Below are 22,356 nucleotides of genomic sequence, written 5' to 3' on the forward strand. Positions count from 1 at the left end.
CGGGCTCGACGCTTTTCAGGCCGGCCGCCGTCTCCCGAGGCGTGACCGGTTCCGACCCTGACCCCGACGCCGACGGCGACCGCGAAGCCGACGGCGACCGCGAAGCCGACGGCGACCGCGAAGCCGACGCCGAACCCGACCGCGACGCCCTCAACCGACTGGTGACGACGCTCCACGACCGACTCGCCGCGACGGCGACCCGGCCCGTCCGCGAGGACGCGAGCCGATGGCTCGGCGAAGCGGAGGCGGTCGCGGGCGACCTCGCGGTCGGCCCGCTCCCGGACGACGAGGTGGTCCGGACGCGACTCGGCCACGTCGAACGCCTGCTGTCGAACGTCGGCGAAACCGAAGACGAGGCGGCGGACGAACACGTGGCATCGGCGCGGGCGGCGCTGGCCGACGCGCTGGCGGCGCTCGGTGGGGATGACGGTGGGAGCGACGACGACAGAACCGGGTGAGCGGCTCGACGGGAGAGACGAGAACGGAGGCGAGAGACGAAGCGGGGACGCGTGGGGACCGAGAGAGACGCGCGTGCCGACCGGCGGGCTCAGTCCGAGAACCAGTCTCTCGCGGTGGACGCGAGGATGGAGAGGTCTTCGAACTTGAGCATGCGGAACATGGCGAGCGGACTGCCGCCGTTCGCGGCGTCCAACTGCTCGTTCGGGAGGCGATGGAGGTCTTCGAGCAGTTTGTCGTAGCGCTCGTTGGAGGCGCGGTAGAGCATCTCCGTCATGAACAGCCGGTTTTTCACCTTCGGCGCGACGCGCTCGTGCCACAGCTGGTCGTAGACGGCGAGCTCGGACGCCGAGGTGTCGCGGTCGGAGTTGGTGAGCGCGCGGTCGGCGGTCGCGGCCGCGACCCGGCCCGAGCGCATGCACTTGTCGATGCCCTCGCCCCACAGCGGGTCGACGGTCGGGACCGTGTCGCCGATGGCCATGAAGTTGTCCGTGCTCATGCGACCCGGCAGTTGGATGTGCGCGGAGCCGCGGTGCTGTTTGCCCGCGATGCGCTCCGCGTTCGCGAAGCGCGGGTCGGACTCGGTCCAGTACTGGAGGTAGTCGTCGATGGTGTAGCCCGACTTGGCGTTGTGGCGGTGGCCCTCGTTTTGGATGTAGCAGACGCCGACCTTCGCGGTGTCGCCGCCGGTGTGGAATATCCACGAGTAGCCGCCGGGCGCGATGTCGTGGTCGAGCCGAAGCATCATCGCGTCGGTGAGGTCGCCGTAGCCGTCGGGCGCGAGGTCCATGCCCTCGAACTCGTACTCGATGCCGATGGCCTGCTTCTCGCGGCGAAGGTCGCAGACGTCGAGGGCCTTGGCGAGCGGCGCGCTCGGCCCCGTGGCGTCGATGACGATGTCGGCGTACACCTCCTCGTCGCCGTTGTATCGGACGCCGACGATCTCGCCGCCCTCCATGACGGGTTTGGAGACGCGTGCGTCGAACAGGTACTCCGCGCCGTCGGCCTCCGCCTCGTCGACGAGCCAGTTCTTGAAGTCGGCGAATTCGAGGACTGCACCGGGCTGATGCCGGTGGTAGTGGTTGTTCGGGGACTCCAGGACGACGTCGTCGGTGAAGTTCATCACGACCTCGTCGGGGATGTTGAACGAGGCCATCGTCGACGGGAACGTCCCGGCGGTCGATTTGTTGCTCCTGGAGGGGAACTCGTCTTCGGACTCGGTTTCGAGGACGCACACGTCGTAGTCCCGGGCGGCGAGGTCTCGTGCCGCCTGTCCACCTGCGGGGCCCGCGCCCGCGATAATCACGTCGTAGTTGTCTGTCATTGTAGAGTAGGCATCACCGGTAGGGTTGGTCGTACGCGTTACACACCTTTTCTGTAACAAGCGTGTAATCTGCTTTGGTTTTGAACGGGGGAAAACGCGGGTCGTTCGACGGATTCTGACCGCTTAGAAGCGACAGATACCTCCGGGAGGCCGCGGGCGAGCGGGGAGCGTGCCGCGCCGCCGGAGCGCGGCGAAACCGACGACCGACAGGGCCGCAAAGCGGGCGGAGGGCGACGCTCAGGCTTTCGGGATGCGGCGAACTTGGAACTCTCGGTAGCCGCCGTAGGCGGCTTCGAGCGCCCCGAGCCACCAGTTCCAGCGCGTCGCGGGGCCGCCCTCGGGCGCGTCGCGCATGTTGCGCACGATTTCGTCGCCCGTGAGCGGCGCGCCGCGGTCGGCCTCGGCCTGCCCCGAGTCGGCGAGGTCGCGGGCCTGCCGGGCGACGACACGGCGTTCGGCGTCGGTGCCGCCGAACTCGGCGAGCGCGTCGCGGAACGACTCCTCGTCGAACGCGGGGTGGGCGTCGCCGTGCCTGTCGGTGGGAATCACGACAACGTCTACGCGGGCCGTACCAAAGAAGGACTCGGCCGATTCGAGTCGGTCAAGACCGGCGGTTTCGGAAGCGCGCGCCCGACGCGCGACGCGGTGACCGCGCTACGCCCACCACTCGCTCCGCCGCTCTCCGTACGTCGCGTTCCGGAACGGTTCGGGCTTGTCGTCGTCGGCCTCCGCGCCGAGGTAGTGGGCGGTCCAGTAGCCGACGTGCCAGCCGACGGCCTCGGTGTCGAGGTCGACGAGGACGACCCGATACTCGCCGTAGGTCTCTAAGGCGTCGTCGCCGTCGGGGTCGTAGCCGCCGGCGATGGCACAGGAGGCCGCGCCCGCGGCGCACGGCGAGGTGTCCGCGAAGGAGATGCGCACCTCGGCGTCCGCCGGGTCGTCCACGTAGGTGTAGGTGAGGTTGTCGGGCATCCCCGGCGCGCCGTCTTCGAAGTAGTCGAGGGCGTGCCGAATCTGCTCGCGGGCCGCGTCGGGGTCCGAGGCGTTCGCGTCGTCGACGTAGACCGTGAAGTTCGGGTCGTCCCACGGGAACGCCTTCTCGGTCGCGTTCGTCCGCGGGAGCGTGTAGAGGATGCCCGTGGCGTTCATCAGCTCCGCGGGCTCGTCGCCGTGAGCGAGTCCGAGGGTGTGACCGAGTTCGTGTTTGACGATGTTCACCGTCGAGTCGTCGCCGTATCCGGTGCGGATGTAGACGGTTTCGGGGCGGTCGATCTGTCGCGCGTCGGTGAGATACGGCGCGCAGCCGGCCGCGTCGTCCTGTCCGCTGCACTCCGGGACGGTGTCGGTAAAGCGGACCACGACGTCCGGGTCGCGGGCGTCGGCGTCGACCTCGTAGTCGACTTCGTACCCGAGGTAGCGCGAGTCGTTCACCTCCCAGTACGCCGTCGCCTCGCTCACGAACGCGGCGTAGTCGCGGTCGTCGTCGGGCGCTTCGACGGCGACCACGACCGGCTCGGACCCCCACGGCCCGTATCCGGACGCGGGTGTGAACGTCGTTGTCGGTTCGGACGTCGGCGACGCGGTGGGCGTGGCGGTCGGAGTCGTGGTCGCGGTCGTGGGGGAAGGCGAAGTCGCCGGTGTCGCGGTCGCCGAGTCGGTGGTCGGGGGCGAGGCCGCGGACGTGGCGGTCGTCGCTGTCGTCGCGTCGTCTCCGGTCGGTACCGGGGCGGCACAGCCGGCGAGGACGACGAGCGCCGCGACGAGGAGAGTCGAACCGCGCATACCGAGACTGCCGTGGCGAACGGGCAAGAGCGTTTCCCGACGCGGCGACCGACGGCGCGGTCGCTCGGGGTTCGAAAGCGGCTGAGAGGAGTAAGCCCCCTTCTGTTCGTCCCAGCATTCGGCTCAGCGTCCGCGTCCTTCTCGGGGCGAGCCCCGAGGGCGCGACGGGCGAACCCGACGCGCCGTCCGAACTACCTTCGCGGCGCGGACTTGCACCGGTGAGGATTCGCCGTTCCATCCGTTCTCGACCGTCGGCGATGGCGGAAGCCATCTCTCCCTCTGCGGGTTAACTCCCTCCCCTTACGGGTCGGTTCGCTCGCGGACGGTGAACCCGTCCGCGCCGGCGACGGCGTGGCCGTCGCGCGCGCATCATCGGTCGGGTCGAGCGGTCTCGTTTCTGTTCCAGCGCCAGCCGTCTCCGACTCCGGGCTTGCGCCCGGTCACCCGTTCGGACGGTGGGGGGACTTTCCTCATGCCCGTCTCGGGCACGGGAACTGGGCTCTCTCTGCCGACCTACCCTAGTCCGGTGGGTCGGATAAGCGGTTCGATTAACCGGGTCCTACCGGAGTTTAGCCCCGCGTTATATCGCAACGAAACCACATAACAGCGGGATAACATTCGAGGGAAGCGTTGAAGTCAACACAGGACTTGAATGGTAGTATGTCCGAGGCGCAGACCGTACACCTCACCTACGATGATGGGGCGCGGGCGGTCGAACTGGCGCGGGAATCGGTCGAATCGTACGTTCTTCACGGACAGAGAGAACAACCGGGCAGCATGCGCGACGCGTTTTACGCCCGAACCGGGGCGTTCGTCCGCATCAAGTCGACACGGGGGCGGGGTCGACTTCGGGGCTGTGCGGGCGCGTATCGGGGGAAAGACCAACTCGGTCACGCGATCGTCGACGCGGCCATCAAGGCCGCCTCGGGCGACTCGTGCCAGACCGAAATCGAAGCGCCCGAACTCCCGAATCTGAACATCTCCGTTTGTATCGTCAACAATTACACGCTGACTAACGACCCAGTCGCAGACATCGAACTCGGCACCCACGGAATCGCCATCGACGCCGGCGGCACCCACGGCTGGATGTATCCGACGCTGCCCGTCGAACTCGGCTGGTCGAAAGAGGAGTTCCTCACGAACGCCTGCCGCAAAGCCGGCCTGTCGCCGCTGGCGTGGCAGGACGACGACACCATGATCACCCTGTTCGAAGGGCAGGTCTTCCGCGAGCGCGACGACGGCGGGAGCGTCGAAGCGCTGTAAGTCGTCGCGGCGACGACTCGACTCCTTGGGGGGAGAGAACCGAACTGACGAGCGACGGCCCCGAGCGCCGCCGCAGAACGAGAACGCGCTTACTCGTCGCCGAAGCCGACGCGCTCGGCGTCTTCCTTGGCCCGCGTCGCGGCCGCGTCGATATCGAAGTCGAACGCCGAGACGACCTCGCCGTCGCGGACGAGCGGTTCGAGGAGCGCCTCGCCGTCGGTCGGACCGGGACGACCGCGGAGGCCGACGTGGTGGCCGCCGTCGGCCGTGCGGTAGACCTCTTTGACGCCCGAGAGCTTGCCCCGCTTGGCCGCGGGCTCGCCGTCGACCTCGACGATGTCGAGCGCGAAGTCCACCGGGTTGGCGTTCGAGATGTAGCCGCCGACGCCGAAGCCCTCGACCACGTCGCGGAGGTGTCGGAGTTCCGCCGGGCCGAGCCCGCCGCTCACGAAGATGCCAACGTCCTCGTGGCCGCGGGCGTCGAGCTCCCAGCGGACCTCGCGGACGATGTGGCGGAAGTCGCCGCGGCGCGAGGAGGTGGTGTCGAGGCGGACGCTATCGAGGTCGTCGCCGAGCGCCTCGACCGCCTGTAGCACCTCCTCGGTCTCGTCCCCGTAGGTGTCACAGAGGGCGACCCGCGGCACGTCCTCGGCGACCGCCTCGTCGAAGGCGCGGAACGCCTCGGCCTGATTGCCGCGCCCGAAGGCGATGAGGAGCGCGTGGGGCATCGTCCCCGACGCCTCCTTCCCGAGAATCTCGCCGGCGGCGACGTGCGAGAAGCCGTCGAGACCGGCCACGAGGGCGCTCCGCTCGACCATCGCGGCGATGGCGGGGTGGACGTGCCGCGCGCCGAACGACAGCACCGTCGAGTCGGGGGCCGCCGAGCGGGCTTCGAGGGCGGCCGTCGCACAGCCCGACGCGTGCGAGAGGAAGCCCAGAAGCGAGGTTTCGAGCCGGGCGAACTCCAAGTAGTTCCCCTCGATTCGCATCACAGGGCCGCCGTCGAACAGCGTGCCTTCGGGCATCGCGTCGACGTCGATATCGCGGCCGGAGAGCAGTTCCGCGGCGTCCTTCACGCCGGCGAACAGCTCGAACTCGCCGTCGGGGAACTGGTCGGCCGTCACCTCGGCGACGACGCGGGGGTTCTTGCCCGCGTGTCGGAGGGTCGCCTCGGTCCGCTCGAAGTAGGCGTCGGTCGCGACGCCGTCGCGGATGGCCTCGGGACCGACGATATCGAAGTCACTCATTGGCGCGGATTCCACCCGGCCGATGAAAAAGGTGTATAATCGGTCACGTGCGTCGAAGACGAATTCTCTTCAACGGGTCAGCAGACGGCGACGCCCGCGAAGTAGACACTCTCGTTCTTTCGGACGTAGGTCGTGCTCGGCGACCACGGCCGGTCTTCGAGCGAAATCATCGATTCAGCGGCCAGCGCGTCGTCGAAGGCGGCCCGTTCGGCGGGCGTGAGCGACTCGTAGGCGACTATCTCCGCGTCGGGAGGAACGTCGTCGGCCGGGTCCACATCGAGTTGCGGCGGGCAACTGTTCGACCACGGGACGAGCGACCCAGTGACGAAGAGGAAGGCCGCGACGGACAGGACGAGCAAGAGTGAGACGAGCGCGAAGCGACCGAGCCGGCGGGGCATACGGAGCGATTGTCAGTCGATTTACAAGTACTTTCCCCTAGCTTCGCTGGTGAACCTCGTCCAACTGTTCCACCGTCGGCGCGTTGACGACGGTGACGGTGTCCCCCTCCCGCGTCACCCGATAGGCGTCGGCGAAGGGGCCGTCGTCCACGCGGTAGGTGTTCTCGCCCGCGTCGGACGCGTTGAGGCTAAGTCGGAGCGTGTCGTTCACGTACGCCCGCTCGAACTGCTCGGCGTCCGTCTCGGTGTCCCAGACCGTCCGCCAGACGTAGCCGCGCTCGTGGGGGTTCGCCTCGGAGGTCTCGTCCGACGCCGGGCGGTAGGGGACCACCGCGTCGCCGACCCAGCCCTCGGAGGGGTCGGCGGTGTAGTTGTACGGCGAGTACGCGCCGGGGTCCTGTCGGAGGCTCGCCCGGTCGACGGCGCGGTGCTTCCAGAACGTCGCGAAGACGGACGCCTCGCCGACCGCGTCGGCGACGGGGTCGGTGTCGTAGCGCGTCCACGCGGCCGACGAGCGGTCTTCGACCGTCACCTCGACCGGGCGCTCGTCGGGGTATCGGTTCGGGTGGAGCACCTGCTCGGTCGAGGCGGGGCGGTCGGCGTAGGCGTCGTCGACGGCCGCCCAGCCGCCCCGCTCGCGCAGGTCCGAGACGAACGTCGGCCCCTCGCTGTAGGGCGTGTAGATGACGAGGAAGACCGGATAGTCGACCGCCCCGCCGCCCGACCCGCTGCTCGACGGGCGGGAAACGCAGTCCCAGTCGTCCGCACAGCGGGCCTCGTACAGGCGGTCGACGTAGCGGGCGTCGCCTTCGACCAGCCCGCTGTGGGCGAGTTGGGCGTCCTGCGTCGACGGGGAGCCGCCCAGACCGAACTGCTGGTCCTGTGCGGCGTGGACCAGCTCGTGGGCGAGCGTCTGCCGGTCGATGGTCGGTTGGGCGTCGTCGCTCACGACGACGATGCGGTCCTCGGCGGGGGAGTAGTAGCCGAGCACCACGCCGCCGTACAGCTCGTCGAACACCTCGTCGATGGTCCGGTCCTCGCCGACCAGCAACAGCGCCTCCCACACCTGGTCGTTCCAGTCGCCGTGGACCGGGTCGGTCGACTCGTCGGACTCGTTTCGGTACTCGGCGCGCGAGACGACCTCGACCGGCACGGACTCCTCGAACTCCAGTTCGCGGACGACCTCGACGCGGGCCATCGTGCGGGCGACGAACGCCTCCATCTCGGAGTCGTTCAGTCCGTCGGACTGGTCGACCGCGATGGACTCGTTGTACCAGTAGCCGTTCTCCCAGCCCAGTCGGTCGGTCGGCGGGTCGTCGGGCCACGACCAGTCGGCGGCCGGGTCCGCGCCCCCGACCGCGGCGTCCGAGTCGTCCCCCGCGGCGTCCGGGTCGGCGACGGGGGCGGCACAGCCGGCGACGACGAGCAGAACTGCGGAGAAAACGGCGGCGAGGCGGCTGTTCATAGCGAGTCCACGGGCGGGAGGGGAAAAAGCGCCTCGCCGCGAGGGTCAGCAGATGGCGACCACGGAGGTGTACGTCTCGTTTTCGTACCTGACGTACGGTCGCTCCACCCAGAACTCGTAGGCGTCGGTCCGCTCGGAAAACGACGCGGCGTCGGCGCTCTCTGCGGAGTTTGACCCGCCGACCGCCGCGTCGAACTCCGCGCGCCGCTCTGTCGAGAGGTTCGCGTAGTCGAAGACGGTCGCGTCGCTCGGAACCTCATTCGCGGGGTCGACCGAAAGCGTGGCGTTGCAGTCGAAGTACCACTCGTCGGTTTCCATGGTAGTCGCCGAGTCGGTCGGTGTGGGTTCCGCCGTCGTCGTCGCAGTCGCCGGCTTCGTCGTCGCAGTCGCCGGCTTCGTCGTCGCAGTCGCCGGCTTCGTCGTCGCCGACGGCGACTCACCCGACGTGTCGATAGTCGGGACACCGACACAGCCGGAGAGAACGATAAGCGCGGCGAGCGCCGCCAGCGGGAGGGCTCGAAAGCGGGCCATATCACGGTCGGCGTCGCCCCGCGGCAAGTGTTTTGTCACCGGGAGAGCGAAATGAGACGGAAAATCCGAGTGAGACGCGGAGCCGACTCAGCCGGCGAGCCCCGGCCGAATCTCGTCCACGTCGGCGGGCGTCGGCCCGTTGACGACGACGACGCGGTCGCCCGTGCGGACGACCCGGAAGGCGTCGTTGAACGAGCCGTCCTCGATGACGTAGACGCCGTCGTCCCGCCGGGCGGCGTCGTGGGCGCTGAGGATGTTCAGGTAGGCGTCGCGGAACTCCCGCGCGTCGCCGTCGGTGTCCCACTCGGTCACCCAGACGTAGCCGTACTCGGTGTCCGCGCCGGCCGCGTTACGGTAGGGGAACAGGCGGTCGTTCGCCCAGCCGTTCGACGGCGCGGCGTCGTAGTTGTACGTGTCGTACCGCGAGTCCGTGTCGAGGATGGACTGGACGCGGACGGTCTCCGCGCCGGACGTGCGGGCCTGATACCAGAACATCGCGAACATCGACGCCTCACCGACCGTGTCGGAACCCTCGACGCCCTGGTCGGGGAAGGTGGTCCAGCCGTTCGTCCCCTCGTCGGCGAAGGAGACGGGACGCGGCGACTCGTCGGTCACGTGGATGGTCTGTTCGGTGGACGCCGGCGGGTCGCGCAGGGCGTCGTTGACGGCCGCCCAGCCGCCCCGCTCGTAGAGGTCGTGGACGTACACCGGGCCGTCGGAGTACGGCTGGTAGATGGTGATGAGGACGCCGAGGTTCGGGCTGCCGCCGCCGCTGTTTTCGGCGTCGGGCGTGACGACGCAGTCCCACGTCCCGGCCGCGCACCGCTCGCTGTACTGTCGTTCGACGTAGCTGGCGTCGCCCTCGATGATGCCGTCGGTGGCGAGGTCGCCGTCCTGCGTCTCGCTGCGGAAGCGGGCGTCGGTCAGGTCGAACCGCTGGTCCTGTACGGCGTGGACCAGTTCGTGGACGAGCGTGGCGTTGTCGATGGTCGGCTCGCCCGGTGAGTCGGTGACGACCTTGATTTCGCCGTCGGACGGCGAGTAGAAGCCGAGGACCGAACTCCCGGTCGTCGCCGAGATGGCGTTCGCGCTCGTGGTCGACTCACCGGCGATGAAAAGCGCCTCCCACACTTGGTCGTTCCAGCGGTTGAACTCGGAGTCGGGCGAGCCGGAACCGCCGGCGTTGGCGCTCCGGTATTCGTCGCGGGAGATGACGCTGACGGGGACGCGCTCGTCGAACTCCAGCTGTCGGATGTGCTCGACGCGGGCCATCCCGCGGGCGACGTACGCTTCCATCTCGGAGTCGTTCAGGCCGTCGGACTGGTCGACCGCGATGGGCTCGTCGTACCAGTAGCCGTTCTCCCAGCCGAGCACGTCCTGGTCGGGGTCGTCGAAGCCGTCTCTGTCCGGGTCGGGGGTCGCGGGCGACGCGTCGCCGCCGGGCGCGGCCGTGGGGGCGGCACAGCCGGCGAGAACCAAGAGTACGGCGGCGAAAACGGCGCGGAGACCGGTGGTTCGCATATCGTACCCTTAGACTCCGGAGTGAAGTACCTTGTCGGGTTCGGGCGTCGAACCGGCGGACCGCGATGCGGTTCGGGCCGGTCGCGTCGGGCGGGTCGAATCTGACCGGCGTACTGTTTTGGTCGTCCCGGCGCAACCCACGCGCATGGCACTCGACCCGAAGCGAACCGCGGTGGTCGTCGTCGATATGCAGAACGGCTTTTGTCACCCCGACGGGAGCCTGTTCGCGCCGGGGAGCGAATCCGCGGTCGGCCCCGTCACGGAGCTCGTCGCCGCCGCCCGCGACGCCGGCGCGCGCGTCGTCTACACCCGCGACGTCCACCCGCCGGAGCAGTTCGACGGCAACCACTACTACGACGAGTTCGAGCGCTGGGGGGAACACGTCGTCGAGGGGACGTGGGACGCCGACCTCCACGCCGACCTCGACGTGCGCGACGAGGACCTCGTCGTCGAGAAGCACACCTACGACGCGTTCCACCAAACGCAGTTGGAGGGCTGGCTCGACAGCCACGGCGTGGACGACCTACTCATCTGCGGCACGCTGGCGAACGTCTGCGTCCTCCACACCGCCGGGAGCGCCGGGCTGCGCGACTACCGACCGATTCTCGTCACCGACGCGCTCGGCTACATCGAGGAAGGACACAAGGAGTACGCCGTCGACCACGCCGACTGGCTGTTCGGCGAGACGACGACGCTCGCGGACGTGGCGTTCGAGTAGGCGGGCGGTCCCGCCGAGCGCGACCGGAATCTCGGCTCGCGTCTCGGTCCCGGACCCGACCGCGGTTCAGTCCCGAAAGAGCCGATACGCGCCCTGTCCGGTTGCGACGGCGTCGTCCCAGTCGCTCGACGGCGACTGCCGGGCGGCCACGTCGGCGTCCTCCTCGGGGTCGGTGCTGACGACGGTGATGGTGCTCACGCCGACCGACCCGCCCGCGCGGACCACCTCCGCGACCGCCGTCAGGTCGCCCGACGCCCGTCGCAGGTAGTTCACGTTGAGGTTGATGGTGGCGACGCCGCCGGCGACCGGGTCGTCGAGCATCGTCCGGAGGGCGATGCCGCCCGCGGTGTCGATGAGCGTCGCCGCGATGCCGCCGTGGATGGTGGGCGGCGACACGGTGTTGGTGAGCTTCTCGTCGTACGGAATCGACATCACGATGCGGCCGCGCTCGATGGCGTCGACGCTGGTGTCGAGCCACGACAGGTAGCCGTGTTCGTCCTCGATGTGTCGCTGGACGATGGCCGCGGCCTCGGCGGGAAAGTCGTCGGTCATATCACGAACGAGTATGTCAGATAGTATGTAACCGACGGTCGGTGACCCCCGACGGGATTCCCGCGAGCGAAGCGAGCGGGAAGTCGTCGGGGGAGTGAGGCCGAGCCGAGCGGACCCGACGGAATTCTCACGGGCGAAGCGAGCGGGAAGTCGTCAAACCGGAACCGCGTGAAGTATATACACGTTCCCGGACTGGTACGGGTATGAGCGATTCCCGCGTCGTTCTCGTCGACGAGTGCCCCGACGACCTCGTCGAGGCCGTCGAGCGACGCGGGTTCACAACAGAGTCGTGCGCGGGACCGGACGCGGTGTTCGACGTCCTTGACGGCGGCGTCGGCGGCGTCGTCCTCTGCGGCGACGTCGACACCGGGTTCGTCTCCCGCGTCCGCGGCCGGGTCGGCGTGGTCCCGGTGTTTTTCCTCGTCGGCGACGGGACCGCGAGCGCCGGTGAATCGGCCCACTGCGGCGGTGCCATCGCCCTCGACGAACCGGAGGTGCCGGCGGCGGCCGACTCGGTCGCCGCGCGAGTCGAACGAGTCATCGAGTTCTCACGGTGGGCGTCGAACGACCGGAACTCGGAGTCGCTGTATCGGACCGTCGTCGAACAGAGCCACGACGCCATCTTCGTCACGCAGGGCGGCGAGTTCCGCTTTTGGAACCGCCGGCTGACCGAACTCACCGGCCTGAGCGACGGTGAACTCGCCGAGACGCCGGTGTTGAGCGTCGTCCACTCCGACGACCGCGAGCGGGCCGCCGACATCGCCGCGACGCGGCGGCGGGGCGGCGACGCCCCCGCGAGCTACGAGATACGCATCGTCGACGCCGACGGCGACATCCGCGAGTGTTCGGCGAACGTCAAGGAAATCGAGTATCACGGCTCGTACGGCGTGCTCGTCTCGGTGCGCGACGTGACCGAACAGCGCGCCACGGAGGCGCGGTTCCGCGGCCTCGTGGAGCTGGCTCGGGACCTCGTGACCCTCGTCGGGACCGACGGGCGAATCAGGTACCAGAGCCCCTCGGTCACCGAGGTGCTCGGGTTCGAGCCCGGCGAACTGGTCGGGAGGTCCGTCTCCGACCTGATTCACCCCGACGACTGGGAGGACGTCGAGGAGGTTTTCGAGCGCGCGCTCCAGACCGGAGCCGACGGGACCGACCCCGTCCGCTACCGCCACCGGAACGCCGAGGGGTCGTGGACGTGGCTCGAATCCGTGGGGAGCAACCAGACGGGTACCTCGGTCGACGGGTTCGTCGTCACCTCGCGGAACGTGACCGAACAGCGGAGCTACGAACAGCGGCTCAAGCGCTACGAGACCATCGTCGAGAGCATCGGACAGGGCGCGTACGTGGTCGACGAGGCGGGTGTCGTCCAGTTCATCAACGAGGCCGCGCTGTCGCGGACGAACATCCCCATGTCGGCGTTCGTCGGCCGGCACGTCTCCGCGCTGCGCGACGCCGGCTATCTCGCCGCCGACCAGTACGAGCGCGCCGAGGCCGCCCTCGACGCCGTCCTCGGCGGCGAGAGCGAGCGCGAGCGGTTCGAAATCGAGCTGTCGCTCCCGGAAGCGGAGTACGTGGTCGAGTTCACCGTCTCGCCCATCGTCGGCGACGACGGCGGGGTCGTGGGCGCGGTCGGCATCTCGACGGACGTCACGGAGCGAAAGCGGTACGAACAGCGGCTCAACGCGCTCCACGCGTCGACCCGACGGCTGACGGGGGCGACGAGCCGCGAGGAGGTCGCCGACATCGTCCGCGAGGCCGCCACCGAAATCCTCGACTACGCGATCAGCGGCGTCCTCCTGTACGACGAGTCGCTGGACGCGCTCGTCCCGGCGGCGTTCACCGACGAGGCGTGGGCGGTGTTCGGCGACGTGCCGCCGATTCCGCGGGGGACCGGCCTGACGTGGGAGGTGTTCGAGCGCGGCGAGCACAACCTCTACCGGGACGTGGACTCGAACCCCCGGCGGGCCGTCCGCGACGCCGGGGTCAGAGAGGAGCTCATCGTCCCGATTCCCGACCACGGCGTGTTCTTCGTCGCCTCGCTCGACGAGGGTGAGCTGGCCGACCAGCGCATCGCGCTGGCGAAGGTGCTGGCCGCGAACACCCGTGCCGTCTTGGACCGGGTCGAACGCGAGCGGCTCCTGCGGAAGCGCGAGCGCGAACTCGCCAGCCAGAACGAACAGCTCGAATCGTTCGCGTCGGTCGTCTCCCACGACCTCAAGAACCCGCTCAACGCGGCGATGGGCTATCTCGAACTCGCCCGCGAGCGGTACGACGGCGACGAGTTGGACCGCGTCGCCGACGCCCACGAGCGGATGGCCGCTATCGTCGAGGACGTGCTGGCGCTCGCGCGGAACGGCCAGATGGTCGAGGCGGCAGAGCGGCTGTCGCTGCGTCCCGTCGCCGAGGCGGCGTGGACGACCGCCGCGGGCGGCGCGCCGGAGGCGACCCTCGCTGTCGACGGCGACGTCGCGGTCGACGCCCACCGCGGGCGGCTCAGACAGCTCCTCGAAAACCTCTTTTCGAACGCGGTCCGCCACGGCGGCGACGACGTGACCGTCCGCGTCGGCCCCCTCGGCGACCGCGACGGCTTCTACGTCGCGGACGACGGTCCGGGGATTCCGCCGGACGAGCGGCCCCGCATCTTCGAGGCGGGCTACACCACGAGCTCCGAGGGGACGGGGTTCGGCCTCAGCGTCGTCATGAGCGTCGTGAACGCCCACGGCTGGAGCGTCTGGTTCGTCGAGAGCGATGACGGCGGCGCGCGGTTCGAAATCACGACGGAGAGCGACTGCTGACGGGTCGGAGCGTGCCACCGGCGGCAACACTAACTGCCGGTCGGCCGAACCGAGCGGCATGGAGACGCCAGACGAGACGACGGTCCGCGCGGTCGAGTCGTGCCGGGTGTCGCTTCCCGGGACCGTCGACGGCGGGCGGGTGCTGTTCGGATTCGACGGCTACGTCGACCGCGTTCGGGAGTTCGTCTCCGAGCGGCAGTCGGCCGACGCCTACGAGCGGGTGCCGACCCTCGAAGCGTTCGCCGACCGCGTGAACGACTCGGTCGACGCCGAGAGCTCGCTCAGCTTCGAGTGGATTCAGGCCGGCGTCCGCACCGGCGGCCACGTGAGCCACCTCGCGCGCGCCTTCGACCGACTGGGGTTCGACCCCGCGGTCGTCGGCTGCCTCGGCGACCCGGTCGAAGAGCCGTTCGCCGAGGAGTTCGGCCACCTCCCGCTCGAAACGCTCGGGTCGCCGGGCTACACCGACGCCGTCGAGTTCGGCGACGGGAAGCTGATGCTCACCGAAATCGGCGCGCTGATGACGCTCGACTGGGCCGGCATCGAGTCGCGGGTCGGCCTCGACCGACTGGGCGAGTTGGTCGACGGGACCGAACTCGTCGGGATGGGCTACTGGTCGGAGATGCCCGAGCTACCGGACGTGGCCCGCGGCCTCCGCGAGGAGCTGTGGCCGACGCTCTCGGACCCGCCGGAGACGCTGCTTTTGGACCCCGGCGACCTCAGAAAGCGGGAGCCGGCCGTGGTCGCCGCGGGCGTCGAGCAGGTGTCGGCGCTGGACGACGCGGTGGACGTCGTCGTCTCGGCGAACCGCTACGAGACACGCTACCTCGCGCGGCTGGCGGGCGTCGAGAGCGACGACTTCGGCCGCGAGTCGCGGGCGGCGTTCGACCACCTCGGCATCAGCCGGTTCGCGGGCCACGGCGTCGACGCGGCGCACCTCGTCGACGACGGGGGGACCGCGACCGTCGGCGTCCCCCGGACTGACGATCCGGTGTTGACGACGAGTTCGGGCGACCATTTCAACGCGGGACTCGCGCTCGCACACGTCCTCGACCTCGGGCGCGCCGAGTCGCTCGTCGTCGCCAACGCCGTCGCGGGCCACTTCGTCAGAAACGGGTCGCCGCCGACGTACGACGAACTCCGGGCGTTCGCCTCGGCGTATCTCGATTACTTCGACTCGGATTAAATACCGATTGTCCACACAAGGGTCAGATATATTACTAGAATCGGCGTACCGATATGTGTCGGTAGCACCCCCACACGGGCGCACCGCCGGAGGGTCCGCGTGTCGCCTCCGTCCGGGCGCGGTACCGACCCCACCGTGGCATCCAGCGCCCGGGTGCCACCTCCCCACCACGGTCCCGTTCTGGCGCGCCGTCGGCTCTTCACTCGGACCGCGGGTCGCGTTCGAGGTCGTCTATCGCCGACCCGACGAGATGTCGGAGCGCCCTGCGAAGCCGCTGTGAGAGCGCCTGCTCGGTGATGCCCAACTGGCTCGCGATGTCGTCGAGGGCCGTCTCTTTCGGCGTCTCGAAGTAGCCCCGTTCGAAGGCGAGTCGAAGCGCGGTCAGTTGCTTCTCCGAGAGGGCGATGTCCGGCGGGTGGCGCTCGTCGAGGCGGGCCGGTTCGACGCGGCGAACGTCGATGTCGATGTCGCGGGAGAGACAGGCGTCGTGGAACCGGGTGGTCAGCTCGTTCGACGGGAAGTACACCGAAAGCGACCAGCCGTGGCTCGTGCCGACCATCCGCCGGACGATGCCGTCGCACTCGCGAATCGCCGAGATGATGTCGCCGTCGCGGGTCGCCCACTCGCAGCGGTAGAGCCGACCCTCGGGGCCGTCGGAAATCGGTTCGAAGCGGTCGATGCTCGCGTGGTCGTCGAGCAGGCCGTCGAGCGCCTCGCGGTCGCTCCCGCGGGCGACGAAGTACGGGACCGGCTCGCCCGTCACCGGGATACCGCCGACGAGCGTGAGTTCGAACTCGGGGTCGTCGAGCGCCACGTCGGAGGACGGCCCGGCCAGCGGGTGTCCGAGTTCGACCTCGTACCCGCTTGCGTGGTCGTCGGTCATCGCGGCGGGAAGCCGACGGCTGCGTCGAAACCCCAACCGACGGCGCGCGCTCGTATGTCGAGTCTCACAAACGGAGAAAATTACGGGCGAGCGAAGGATATTTTTTGCGGCGTCGGACCCTTTCATAGTAAAGGCATTTAAAACGAACCCTCAAAATGGAGGGGTTATGCGGTCGCCCGCGGCGGGCGCTCTCGTGTCAGCCAAAAATTGTTTCTTCCGCATCAGTCGAGTCGAATCGGGTCGGCGCTGGGGCGGATCGCGACCGACACCTCGTCGCCGACGGCGAACTCGTGACCGGGGCAGACGACTTTGGTCCCGAAGCCGACGCGAGATGCGAATAGTGACAATCCGGTGACTCGAACGTCGTCGACGAGTACGTCGAAGTCGGCCCACGGAACGTCGCGGCCGGCGGTCCGGCCGACCCGCTCGCCGAGGAGCGACAGCGACTGCCCGCTTTCGACGGGCGAGAGCGTGCCCCCGAACCCGTAGTGAGCGAGGCCGCCGTCGAGGACGACGCCCTCGTCGCTGGCGAGACCGACGAACTCGTCGGGTCCGACCCCCGCGTCGGCGCGGGTCGGGGCGTCGAGGACGACGAACGTCTCGGCTGTCTCGACGACGGTTCCCGTCCCGTCCCAGTCGAGCGGCGAGACGGTCACGTCGGGCGAGACCGGGAGCGACCCGCGGGCGCGGTGGTGGTTCGCGTCAGCGGCCCGGAAGCCGAGGTGGACGTGGTTTGCGACCCACGGCGCGAAGAACCCGGAGCGGACGAGCCGTCCCAGCGAGTCGCCGACGTCGACCTCGTCGCCCGCGTCGACGCCGGGGTCGACGTGGAGGATTCGCGCGACCAGTCCGTCGCGGGGGTCGTCGTCGGGGTCGCCGAGCCAGTCCAGCCCGGACGCCTCGGCGTCCACGTCCACGAGCACGAGGTACTCGTCGTCGTGGGCGTAGGGCTTGTCGGGCGCGCGGACGGTGCGCGTCTCGCGGACGACGCCCCCGACGGGCGAGCGGGCCACCGGGTCGTCGTCGGCGACGTAGAGGTCGATTGCACAGCCGTCGTCGTGGGCGGGGTACGGCGAGTTGTAGAGCGAGAAGCGCTCGAAGCGCGAGAGCGTCGACCGCGGCAGTCGCAGCATGGTCGTCGGGACGTGACGGGTGCGCTTAGGTACGTCGGGGTGTTCCTCTCGGGTATGCGCGTCATCCGCGGCCGCGGGCCCGACCGGGAGGCCGACCGGGCGGTCACCGCGGCCATGCTCCGCGAGGCGGGCGAAACCGACGAACCGGCGTTCCGCGCGTGGACGCCGCACCGACAGCTCGCGTTCGGCAGGCGCGACACCCGCGCCCCCAGATACGGCGAGGCCGTCGCCGCCGCCGAGGAACGCGGCTTCCCCGCCGTCGAGCGCTCCGTCGGCGGCCAGGCCGTCGCCTACACGGGAACCACCGTCGCGTTCGCCCACGCGCTTCCGCTCGACGACGCCCGGAGCGGTCTCGACGCGCGGTACGAGGCCGGAACGACCGCCGTCGTCCGCGCCCTGCGGAGCCTCGGCGTCCCCGCGCGGCGGGGCGAGCCCTCGCAGTCGTACTGCCCCGGCGACCACTCGGTCCAAGCGGGCGGGAAGCTCTGCGGCCTCGCCCAGCGGGTCCGAAAGGAGAGTGCGCTCGTCTCCGGCGTGGTCGTCGTCGCCGACCGCGACGAGATAGCCGACGTGCTCGCGCCCGTCTACGAGGCCATCGACGTTCCCTTCGACCCGAACTCGGTCGGCAGCGTCGCCGACGCCGGCGGTCCGGCGAGTTCGGACGCGGTCTGCGACGCCCTCGAAGCCGTCTTCGTCGGGGACGCGGAGACGCGAGTCGAGGACGCGGCGAACCTCGCGTGAGCGACTCGGGACGCGGCCGACGGCGGGGCGACGAAACCGGCCGCGACCGCTCCGCGAACCACCGGAGCCATCACTACCCGAACCGCCGGACTTAGCACCCGGCGCGTCGCACCCCCTCGTATGCGAATCGAGAACGCGACGCTGGCCGACGGCCGCGCCGTCGACGTCCGCGTCGGGGACGGGACCGTCGAGGCGGTCGGCGACCTCGACCCCGTCGCCGACGAGGAGACCGTCGACGCCGAAGGGAACCTGCTTCTGCCGGGCGCTATCGACGTGCACGTCCACTTCCGCGAACCCGGATTCGAGCACAAAGAGACGTGGGAGACGGGCGCGCGGAGCGCCGCCGCCGGCGGCGTGACGACCGTCGCCGACCAGCCGAACACCGACCCGACGACGACCGACGGCGCGGGCTTCGACGCGAAGGCCGCACGCGCCGCGAACGCCTGTATCGACTACGGCATCAACGGCGGCGTCACCGCCGACTGGGACCCCGACAGCCTGTTCGACCGGCCGCTTTTCGCCCTCGGCGAGGTGTTCCTCGCCGACTCGACCGGCGACATGGGCATCGAGGCCGACCTGTTTGCCGAGGCCGCGGAGCGCGCCGGCGAGGCGGGCGTTCCCGTCACGGTCCACGCCGAGGACGCCGACCTGTTCGACGAGTCCGCAATCGAGGGCGACCTCGGCGGGGTCGGCCGCGACGCCGACGCCGACGCGTGGAGCGCCTACCGGACCGCCGAGGCCGAGGCGGTCGCCGTCGAGCGCGCCGTCCGCGTCGGCGGCGAGACCGGCGCGCAGATTCACATCGCCCACACGAGCACCCCCGAGGGCGTCGACGCCGCCCGCGACGGCGGCGCGACCTGCGAGGCGACGCCGCACCACCTGTTTCTGTCCCGCGACGACCTCGCCGAACTGGGCACCTACGGCCGGATGAACCCGCCGCTGCGCTCCGAGGCGCGCCGCGAGTCCATGTTCGATCGCCTCGCCGACGGCCGCATCGACGTGGTCGCCACGGACCACGCGCCGCACACCCGCGAGGAGAAAGAACAGTCGCTTCTCGACGCCCCGAGCGGCGTCCCCGGCGTCGAGACGATGGTGCCCCTGCTTCTCGGCGCGGTCGTCGAAGGCGACCTCACCGCCGAGCGCGTCCGCGACGTGGTCGCCGCGAACCCCGCCGAGGTGTTCGACCTGCCGCGCAAGGGCCGAATCGAGGCGGGTGCCGACGCCGACCTCGCGCTCTACGACCTCGACGCCGCCCGCGAGATTCGCGGCGCTGACCTCCACTCGAACTGTGACTGGACCCCGTTCGAGGGCCACACCGGCGTCTTCCCCGAGTGGACGATGCTCCGCGGCGAGTTCGTCTGGGACGGCGAGGGCTTCGGCGAAGTCGCCGGCGAGAACGTCCGCGACTGACCGGAGGCGGGAACCGACCGGGAGCCCGCCCGCTCAGAACCGCGCGGCCGCGACCTGCGCGCCCTTCCAGCCGACGCCGACGAGCACCGCGAGCGGCGCGGTCGGGACGACGAGCGAGACGGCCGACCCGGCGAGGCCGCCGAGGCCGTCGAGCGCGGACGACAGGACGACGCTCCCGAGGAAGCCGCCTACGGCGAGCGCCGGCGCGACCAGCGCGTAGGCGAACAGCCAGCGCTGCCTGCGAGTGAAGTGGACGCCGTAGCCCGGCCCGGGCGGGATGAGCAGGCCGCCCGCGAAGAGGACGAAGCCGGCGACCCCGAAGACGAGGAGGAAAAAACCCGTGAGCCCGTGGGCGAAGCCGTCGCTGCCGGGCGGCGGCGGGGGCATCGTGACGGCGGTCCGCCAGACGACCGCGAGGAGGGCGACCCCGGCCCCGGCGACGGGGAGTTGGAGCGAACCGAGGACCGCGCGGAGCGACCATCGCATCGGGTCGACTGTCGGCCGGTGGACAGATAGCTGTACCGCAATCGCCCCCCGAGCGTCGGCTGCGGGGCGGGCGTATCCGATGCAAGCGAATCCTTTTCCCGTCCGACACCCCGAAGGAGTGACACGCATGACCGACGAGCAGACGCCGCCGCGAGGCCGCGGCCCGAACGCGGACGAACCGCACGCACTCACGGGACTGCTGTCGTTCTGGGAGACGGTCGTGGAGGACGCCGAGGCGACCGCGGCCGAGTACGAAGACGAGGGCTGGGAGACGCTCGTGCTCCACCCCGGCGACGTGACGGTGCTGCCGCCGGCGAACCTGCCCGACGCGACGGAGCGCGTCGGCTTCGACGTGCTCGTTCCCGGCAGCGAGTTCGACGCGCTGTCGTCGTGGGTCGAGTCGGCCGCGTTCGACCGCTACGACGTCTACCGCGCCCGCGAGGACGACACCGTGTTCGCCGTCTCGGTCGTCCAGGACGCCGCGGCGTCGAAGGCCGTCGTCGTCCCGCTGTACTACGGGCTCGACGAGGTGGACGCGATGGAGACGAAAGCGCGAGAACGGGGCGAACTCCGCCTCTACGTCCGGCCGGTCGAGGCCGACCGACGGGTCGAGTTGGTCCAGTCGGACCCGGAGCCGCTTTTCCCCTGACTCCGCGTCAGCGCGGAGTCGGCTCTGAACCGACCCCGCCGCGGGGCGTCACTCCTCGTCCGACAGCTCTTCTTTCCGCAGGTCGGTGCTCGCCTCGCGCACCTCGCGCATGACGCTCGAAATTCGCTCTTCGGCTTCGAGTTCCTCTTCGACCGAGAGATCCACGCCCTCGACTTCGAGCAGGAACTTGGCGATCTCCGTCACCTCGTACATCATCTCGTCGAGCTCCTCGGCCGTGAAGAAGCCCGACATCGCGCCGTAGAGGAACGTCGCGCCCGACTTCCGGACCTTGTCGCGGAACGCAGACCGGGCCTGGTTGACCGCCTGCGGGGTGTAGGTGTCGGTCATGAAGGGGACGAGTTCGGGGAGGTTGTTCCCGATTTTCGTCATCTCGACGCCCGTCTCGGTTCGGAAGTCGGCGCAGAGCCGCGCGATCGCCCACTCGCGGGCCGTCACGTAGGTCCGCTGGCGGAGGAAGTCGTTGACGCGGTCGTACTGCGCGCCGTCGACCTTCTTGAACCGGGCGTACTTCTGGACGTCCTCGGGGACCGCGTCCTCGGCGTCCTCGGCGTCTGGACCGGAATCGTCTCCGGCCGCGGCCGTCGATTCCGCGGCCGCCGCCCCCGAAGTCTCGGGCTCCGCGTCTGCCGGTTCCGTGTCTGCCGCGGCGTCGTCCGCCTCCGCTCGCGCGTCCGCGTCGGGGCGAGCCGTCTCCTCGGCGTCGCTCGCGCCCGTCTCGAACTGGTCGGACTCGTCTGTCATACCGCGGGCTACCGCGGCACGGCCGAAAAGGGTTCCGCGACGTTCGGTCCCCGCCGACGGGGGTGAGGCCTTCCGTTTCCGGGTAAGGGTTTTCTATCGCGCCCGCGAGATTGGGAATCATGAAGGTACTGCTCGGAATCGGTGGCAGCGACGATTCCATCCGGGCGCTCGAAACGACGGTCGAACGGACGGCCGAGGTCGGCGACGACCTCACGGTCGCTATCGTGGAGAACCCGTCGGTCGAGCGCTCGCGCGAGGACATCGAAACGCGCGTGACGGAACTGCTCGGCGAGCGCGGCGTCGACGCGACCGTCCGCCGACTCGACGGCGACCCGGGGAGCGCGCTCGTCGACCTCGCCGAGAACGAGGGGTTCGACCAGCTGGTGCTCGGCGGCGGCGAGACGAGTCCGATGGGGAAGATACAGATCGGCAACATCGCGGAGTTCGTCCTCCTGAACTCCCACGTGACCGTCACTCTGGTACGATGAGCGACCGAACGTTCTCAGACGCCGTCGCCGACCCCTACGACGCGCCGCCGCTGTCGTTCACCGACAGGGAAGACCGCACCATCGAGGTGCGCGCGCACGACGGCTCCGACGAGGAACTGGAAGCGCTCGTCGAGATGTACGACGCGTTCGACCCCTCGGACCGCGCACAGGGCATCCCGCCGGGCCGCGAGGACCGCATCCGCGACTGGCTGGAGAACATCCTCGACGAGGACTGCCTGAACGTCATCGCGTGGGACGGCGACGAGGTGGCCGGTCACGCGACGCTCGTCCCCGACGGCGACGCCTACGAACTGGCCATCTTCGTCCACCAGACCTACCAGCGCGCCGGCATCGGCACGCGGCTCATCAAGGCGCTGCTCGGCTACGGACGCGTGTCCGGCGTCGAGAAGGTGTGGCTCACGGTCGAGCGGTGGAATCGCGCGGCGGTCGGCCTCTACCAGACCGTCGGCTTCGAGACGAGCGACGCCGAGAGCTTCGAGCTGGAGATGACCATCCGACTGGCGGACCCGCCGGACGAGGAGGGGGGTTGAGGGCGGCGGCGGGCC

Annotated in this window: 24 protein-coding genes and 1 other RNA gene; 11 read left to right on the forward strand and 14 right to left on the reverse strand. The window is 69.8% G+C overall.

The genetic code is table 11. From position 1 onward, the window contains the following. The first annotated feature begins 41 nt into the window (after window positions 1-41). Window positions 42-458, forward strand: coding sequence for a hypothetical protein (locus tag FY251_RS16785; protein ID WP_187367429.1), 417 nt, complete (start codon window positions 42-44; stop codon window positions 456-458). Between the two features lie 89 nt (window positions 459-547). On the opposite strand, the gene FY251_RS16790 is transcribed toward FY251_RS16785, so the two are convergent. The 4 genes from FY251_RS16790 to rnpB all read right to left on the reverse strand — a co-directional run bounded on the left by FY251_RS16790 (window position 548) and on the right by rnpB (window position 4,072). Further along, window positions 548-1,780 (reverse strand): digeranylgeranylglycerophospholipid reductase, encoded by a 1,233-nt coding sequence (locus tag FY251_RS16790; RefSeq protein WP_089776962.1) that lies wholly within the window; start codon window positions 1,778-1,780, stop codon window positions 548-550. A gap of 237 nt (window positions 1,781-2,017) precedes the next feature. Next, the gene (locus tag FY251_RS16795; RefSeq protein ID WP_058566260.1) at window positions 2,018-2,329 is read right to left on the reverse strand and encodes a hypothetical protein; all 312 of its coding nucleotides are present in this window, start codon (window positions 2,327-2,329) and stop codon (window positions 2,018-2,020) included. Between the two features lie 105 nt (window positions 2,330-2,434). Further along, window positions 2,435-3,562 (reverse strand): matrixin, encoded by a 1,128-nt coding sequence (locus FY251_RS16800; protein ID WP_148416215.1) that lies wholly within the window; start codon window positions 3,560-3,562, stop codon window positions 2,435-2,437. 79 nt (window positions 3,563-3,641) lie between these two features. Continuing rightward, an RNA gene (gene rnpB / locus FY251_RS16805) (RNase P RNA component) lies at window positions 3,642-4,072 on the reverse strand. A gap of 150 nt (window positions 4,073-4,222) precedes the next feature. Here rnpB and FY251_RS16810 point away from each other — a divergent pair. After that, the gene (locus FY251_RS16810) at window positions 4,223-4,825 is read left to right on the forward strand and encodes a TIGR00296 family protein (RefSeq protein ID WP_004041686.1); all 603 of its coding nucleotides are present in this window, start codon (window positions 4,223-4,225) and stop codon (window positions 4,823-4,825) included. A gap of 89 nt (window positions 4,826-4,914) precedes the next feature. On the opposite strand, the gene FY251_RS16815 is transcribed toward FY251_RS16810, so the two are convergent. The 4 genes from FY251_RS16815 to FY251_RS23150 form a co-directional block, all read right to left on the reverse strand. Continuing rightward, window positions 4,915-6,072, reverse strand: a complete 1,158-nt coding sequence (locus FY251_RS16815) for a nicotinate phosphoribosyltransferase (protein WP_148416216.1) — start codon at window positions 6,070-6,072, stop codon at window positions 4,915-4,917. A 77-nt stretch (window positions 6,073-6,149) separates the two neighbouring features. Beyond that, a complete protein-coding gene (locus FY251_RS16820) occupies window positions 6,150-6,470 on the reverse strand; it encodes a hypothetical protein (protein ID WP_148416217.1) in 321 nt (106 codons plus the stop codon). A 37-nt stretch (window positions 6,471-6,507) separates the two neighbouring features. Continuing rightward, window positions 6,508-7,935 (reverse strand): Hvo_1808 family surface protein, encoded by a 1,428-nt coding sequence (locus FY251_RS16825; RefSeq protein ID WP_148416218.1) that lies wholly within the window; start codon window positions 7,933-7,935, stop codon window positions 6,508-6,510. A 45-nt stretch (window positions 7,936-7,980) separates the two neighbouring features. Then, window positions 7,981-8,253, reverse strand: coding sequence for a hypothetical protein (locus FY251_RS23150; protein WP_255516728.1), 273 nt, complete (start codon window positions 8,251-8,253; stop codon window positions 7,981-7,983). On the opposite strand from FY251_RS23150, the gene FY251_RS23155 reads away from it, so the two are divergent. After that, the gene (locus FY251_RS23155) at window positions 8,252-8,521 is read left to right on the forward strand and encodes a hypothetical protein (RefSeq protein ID WP_255516729.1); all 270 of its coding nucleotides are present in this window, start codon (window positions 8,252-8,254) and stop codon (window positions 8,519-8,521) included. The two genes, FY251_RS23150 and FY251_RS23155, sit on opposite strands and share 2 nt — an antisense overlap. A 32-nt stretch (window positions 8,522-8,553) precedes the next feature. Here FY251_RS23155 and FY251_RS16835 read toward each other — a convergent pair whose 3' ends face one another. Beyond that, complete coding sequence (locus tag FY251_RS16835; RefSeq protein ID WP_148416220.1) at window positions 8,554-9,987, reverse strand: Hvo_1808 family surface protein; 1,434 nt, start codon at window positions 9,985-9,987, stop codon at window positions 8,554-8,556. 145 nt (window positions 9,988-10,132) lie between these two features. Here FY251_RS16835 and FY251_RS16840 point away from each other — a divergent pair, with 145 nt between their 5' ends. Beyond that, a complete protein-coding gene (locus FY251_RS16840; RefSeq protein WP_148416221.1) occupies window positions 10,133-10,705 on the forward strand; it encodes a cysteine hydrolase family protein in 573 nt (190 codons plus the stop codon). Window positions 10,706-10,771: 66 nt separating this feature from the next. On the opposite strand, the gene FY251_RS16845 is transcribed toward FY251_RS16840, so the two are convergent. After that, on the reverse strand, window positions 10,772-11,257 hold the full coding sequence (locus tag FY251_RS16845) for a PaaI family thioesterase (protein ID WP_148416222.1): 486 nt from the start codon (window positions 11,255-11,257) through the stop codon (window positions 10,772-10,774). A gap of 203 nt (window positions 11,258-11,460) precedes the next feature. On the opposite strand from FY251_RS16845, the gene FY251_RS16850 reads away from it, so the two are divergent. Together FY251_RS16850 and FY251_RS16855 are read left to right on the forward strand one after the other, a co-directional pair. Further along, window positions 11,461-14,052 (forward strand): PAS domain S-box protein, encoded by a 2,592-nt coding sequence (locus tag FY251_RS16850; RefSeq protein WP_148416223.1) that lies wholly within the window; start codon window positions 11,461-11,463, stop codon window positions 14,050-14,052. Window positions 14,053-14,110: 58 nt separating this feature from the next. Further along, a complete protein-coding gene (locus FY251_RS16855) occupies window positions 14,111-15,238 on the forward strand; it encodes a hypothetical protein (RefSeq protein ID WP_148416224.1) in 1,128 nt (375 codons plus the stop codon). Between the two features lie 199 nt (window positions 15,239-15,437). Here the strand turns inward: FY251_RS16855 and FY251_RS16860 are convergent, their stop codons facing one another. Next, window positions 15,438-16,121, reverse strand: a complete 684-nt coding sequence (locus tag FY251_RS16860) for a helix-turn-helix domain-containing protein (RefSeq protein ID WP_148416225.1) — start codon at window positions 16,119-16,121, stop codon at window positions 15,438-15,440. 221 nt (window positions 16,122-16,342) lie between these two features. Then, window positions 16,343-17,254 carry a hypothetical protein gene (locus tag FY251_RS16865; RefSeq protein WP_148416226.1) on the reverse strand — a complete coding sequence of 304 codons (912 nt, stop codon included), beginning with the start codon at window positions 17,252-17,254 and terminating at the stop codon, window positions 16,343-16,345. Between the two features lie 54 nt (window positions 17,255-17,308). Here FY251_RS16865 and FY251_RS16870 point away from each other — a divergent pair, with 54 nt between their 5' ends. Together FY251_RS16870 and FY251_RS16875 are read left to right on the forward strand one after the other, a co-directional pair. Further along, entirely contained in the window at window positions 17,309-17,995 is a 687-nt protein-coding gene (locus tag FY251_RS16870) for a lipoate--protein ligase family protein (RefSeq protein WP_148416227.1), read from the forward strand. A gap of 120 nt (window positions 17,996-18,115) precedes the next feature. Further along, the gene (locus tag FY251_RS16875; RefSeq protein WP_148416228.1) at window positions 18,116-19,405 is read left to right on the forward strand and encodes a dihydroorotase; all 1,290 of its coding nucleotides are present in this window, start codon (window positions 18,116-18,118) and stop codon (window positions 19,403-19,405) included. Between the two features lie 33 nt (window positions 19,406-19,438). Here the strand turns inward: FY251_RS16875 and FY251_RS16880 are convergent, their stop codons facing one another. Next, window positions 19,439-19,891 carry a hypothetical protein gene (locus tag FY251_RS16880; protein ID WP_148416229.1) on the reverse strand — a complete coding sequence of 151 codons (453 nt, stop codon included), beginning with the start codon at window positions 19,889-19,891 and terminating at the stop codon, window positions 19,439-19,441. Window positions 19,892-20,018: 127 nt separating this feature from the next. On the opposite strand from FY251_RS16880, the gene FY251_RS16885 reads away from it, so the two are divergent. Next, the gene (locus FY251_RS16885) at window positions 20,019-20,540 is read left to right on the forward strand and encodes a hypothetical protein (RefSeq protein WP_148416230.1); all 522 of its coding nucleotides are present in this window, start codon (window positions 20,019-20,021) and stop codon (window positions 20,538-20,540) included. Between the two features lie 48 nt (window positions 20,541-20,588). On the opposite strand, the gene FY251_RS16890 is transcribed toward FY251_RS16885, so the two are convergent. Then, window positions 20,589-21,302 carry a DUF5806 family protein gene (locus tag FY251_RS16890; protein ID WP_148416231.1) on the reverse strand — a complete coding sequence of 238 codons (714 nt, stop codon included), beginning with the start codon at window positions 21,300-21,302 and terminating at the stop codon, window positions 20,589-20,591. 119 nt (window positions 21,303-21,421) lie between these two features. Here FY251_RS16890 and FY251_RS16895 point away from each other — a divergent pair, with 119 nt between their 5' ends. Continuing rightward, a complete protein-coding gene (locus FY251_RS16895; RefSeq protein WP_089776978.1) occupies window positions 21,422-21,790 on the forward strand; it encodes a universal stress protein in 369 nt (122 codons plus the stop codon). After that, the gene (locus tag FY251_RS16900; protein ID WP_148416232.1) at window positions 21,787-22,341 is read left to right on the forward strand and encodes a GNAT family N-acetyltransferase; all 555 of its coding nucleotides are present in this window, start codon (window positions 21,787-21,789) and stop codon (window positions 22,339-22,341) included. Before FY251_RS16895 ends, FY251_RS16900 begins: the two co-directional genes overlap by 4 nt. The last annotated feature ends 15 nt before the right edge of the window (window positions 22,342-22,356 follow it).

This window comes from Haloferax sp. KTX1, from assembly GCF_902410085.1.
Classification (GTDB): Archaea; Halobacteriota; Halobacteria; order Halobacteriales; family Haloferacaceae; genus Haloferax; species Haloferax massiliensis.

Coding starts and splice junctions, on each gene's coding strand:
- FY251_RS16790 (WP_089776962.1), bottom strand. CDS start 1,780: ATGACAGACAACTACGACGTGATTATCGCGGGCGCGGGCCCCGCAGGT.
- FY251_RS16800 (WP_148416215.1), bottom strand. CDS start 3,562: ATGCGCGGTTCGACTCTCCTCGTCGCGGCGCTCGTCGTCCTCGCCGGC.
- FY251_RS16810 (WP_004041686.1), top strand. CDS start 4,223: ATGTCCGAGGCGCAGACCGTACACCTCACCTACGATGATGGGGCGCGG.
- FY251_RS16815 (WP_148416216.1), bottom strand. CDS start 6,072: ATGAGTGACTTCGATATCGTCGGTCCCGAGGCCATCCGCGACGGCGTC.
- FY251_RS16820 (WP_148416217.1), bottom strand. CDS start 6,470: ATGCCCCGCCGGCTCGGTCGCTTCGCGCTCGTCTCACTCTTGCTCGTC.
- FY251_RS16825 (WP_148416218.1), bottom strand. CDS start 7,935: ATGAACAGCCGCCTCGCCGCCGTTTTCTCCGCAGTTCTGCTCGTCGTC.
- FY251_RS23155 (WP_255516729.1), top strand. CDS start 8,252: ATGGTAGTCGCCGAGTCGGTCGGTGTGGGTTCCGCCGTCGTCGTCGCA.
- FY251_RS23150 (WP_255516728.1), bottom strand. CDS start 8,253: ATGGAAACCGACGAGTGGTACTTCGACTGCAACGCCACGCTTTCGGTC.
- FY251_RS16835 (WP_148416220.1), bottom strand. CDS start 9,987: ATGCGAACCACCGGTCTCCGCGCCGTTTTCGCCGCCGTACTCTTGGTT.
- FY251_RS16840 (WP_148416221.1), top strand. CDS start 10,133: ATGGCACTCGACCCGAAGCGAACCGCGGTGGTCGTCGTCGATATGCAG.
- FY251_RS16845 (WP_148416222.1), bottom strand. CDS start 11,257: ATGACCGACGACTTTCCCGCCGAGGCCGCGGCCATCGTCCAGCGACAC.
- FY251_RS16850 (WP_148416223.1), top strand. CDS start 11,461: ATGAGCGATTCCCGCGTCGTTCTCGTCGACGAGTGCCCCGACGACCTC.
- FY251_RS16855 (WP_148416224.1), top strand. CDS start 14,111: ATGGAGACGCCAGACGAGACGACGGTCCGCGCGGTCGAGTCGTGCCGG.
- FY251_RS16860 (WP_148416225.1), bottom strand. CDS start 16,121: ATGACCGACGACCACGCAAGCGGGTACGAGGTCGAACTCGGACACCCG.
- FY251_RS16865 (WP_148416226.1), bottom strand. CDS start 17,254: ATGCTGCGACTGCCGCGGTCGACGCTCTCGCGCTTCGAGCGCTTCTCG.
- FY251_RS16870 (WP_148416227.1), top strand. CDS start 17,309: ATGCGCGTCATCCGCGGCCGCGGGCCCGACCGGGAGGCCGACCGGGCG.
- FY251_RS16875 (WP_148416228.1), top strand. CDS start 18,116: ATGCGAATCGAGAACGCGACGCTGGCCGACGGCCGCGCCGTCGACGTC.
- FY251_RS16880 (WP_148416229.1), bottom strand. CDS start 19,891: ATGCGATGGTCGCTCCGCGCGGTCCTCGGTTCGCTCCAACTCCCCGTC.
- FY251_RS16885 (WP_148416230.1), top strand. CDS start 20,019: ATGACCGACGAGCAGACGCCGCCGCGAGGCCGCGGCCCGAACGCGGAC.
- FY251_RS16890 (WP_148416231.1), bottom strand. CDS start 21,302: ATGACAGACGAGTCCGACCAGTTCGAGACGGGCGCGAGCGACGCCGAG.
- FY251_RS16895 (WP_089776978.1), top strand. CDS start 21,422: ATGAAGGTACTGCTCGGAATCGGTGGCAGCGACGATTCCATCCGGGCG.
- FY251_RS16900 (WP_148416232.1), top strand. CDS start 21,787: ATGAGCGACCGAACGTTCTCAGACGCCGTCGCCGACCCCTACGACGCG.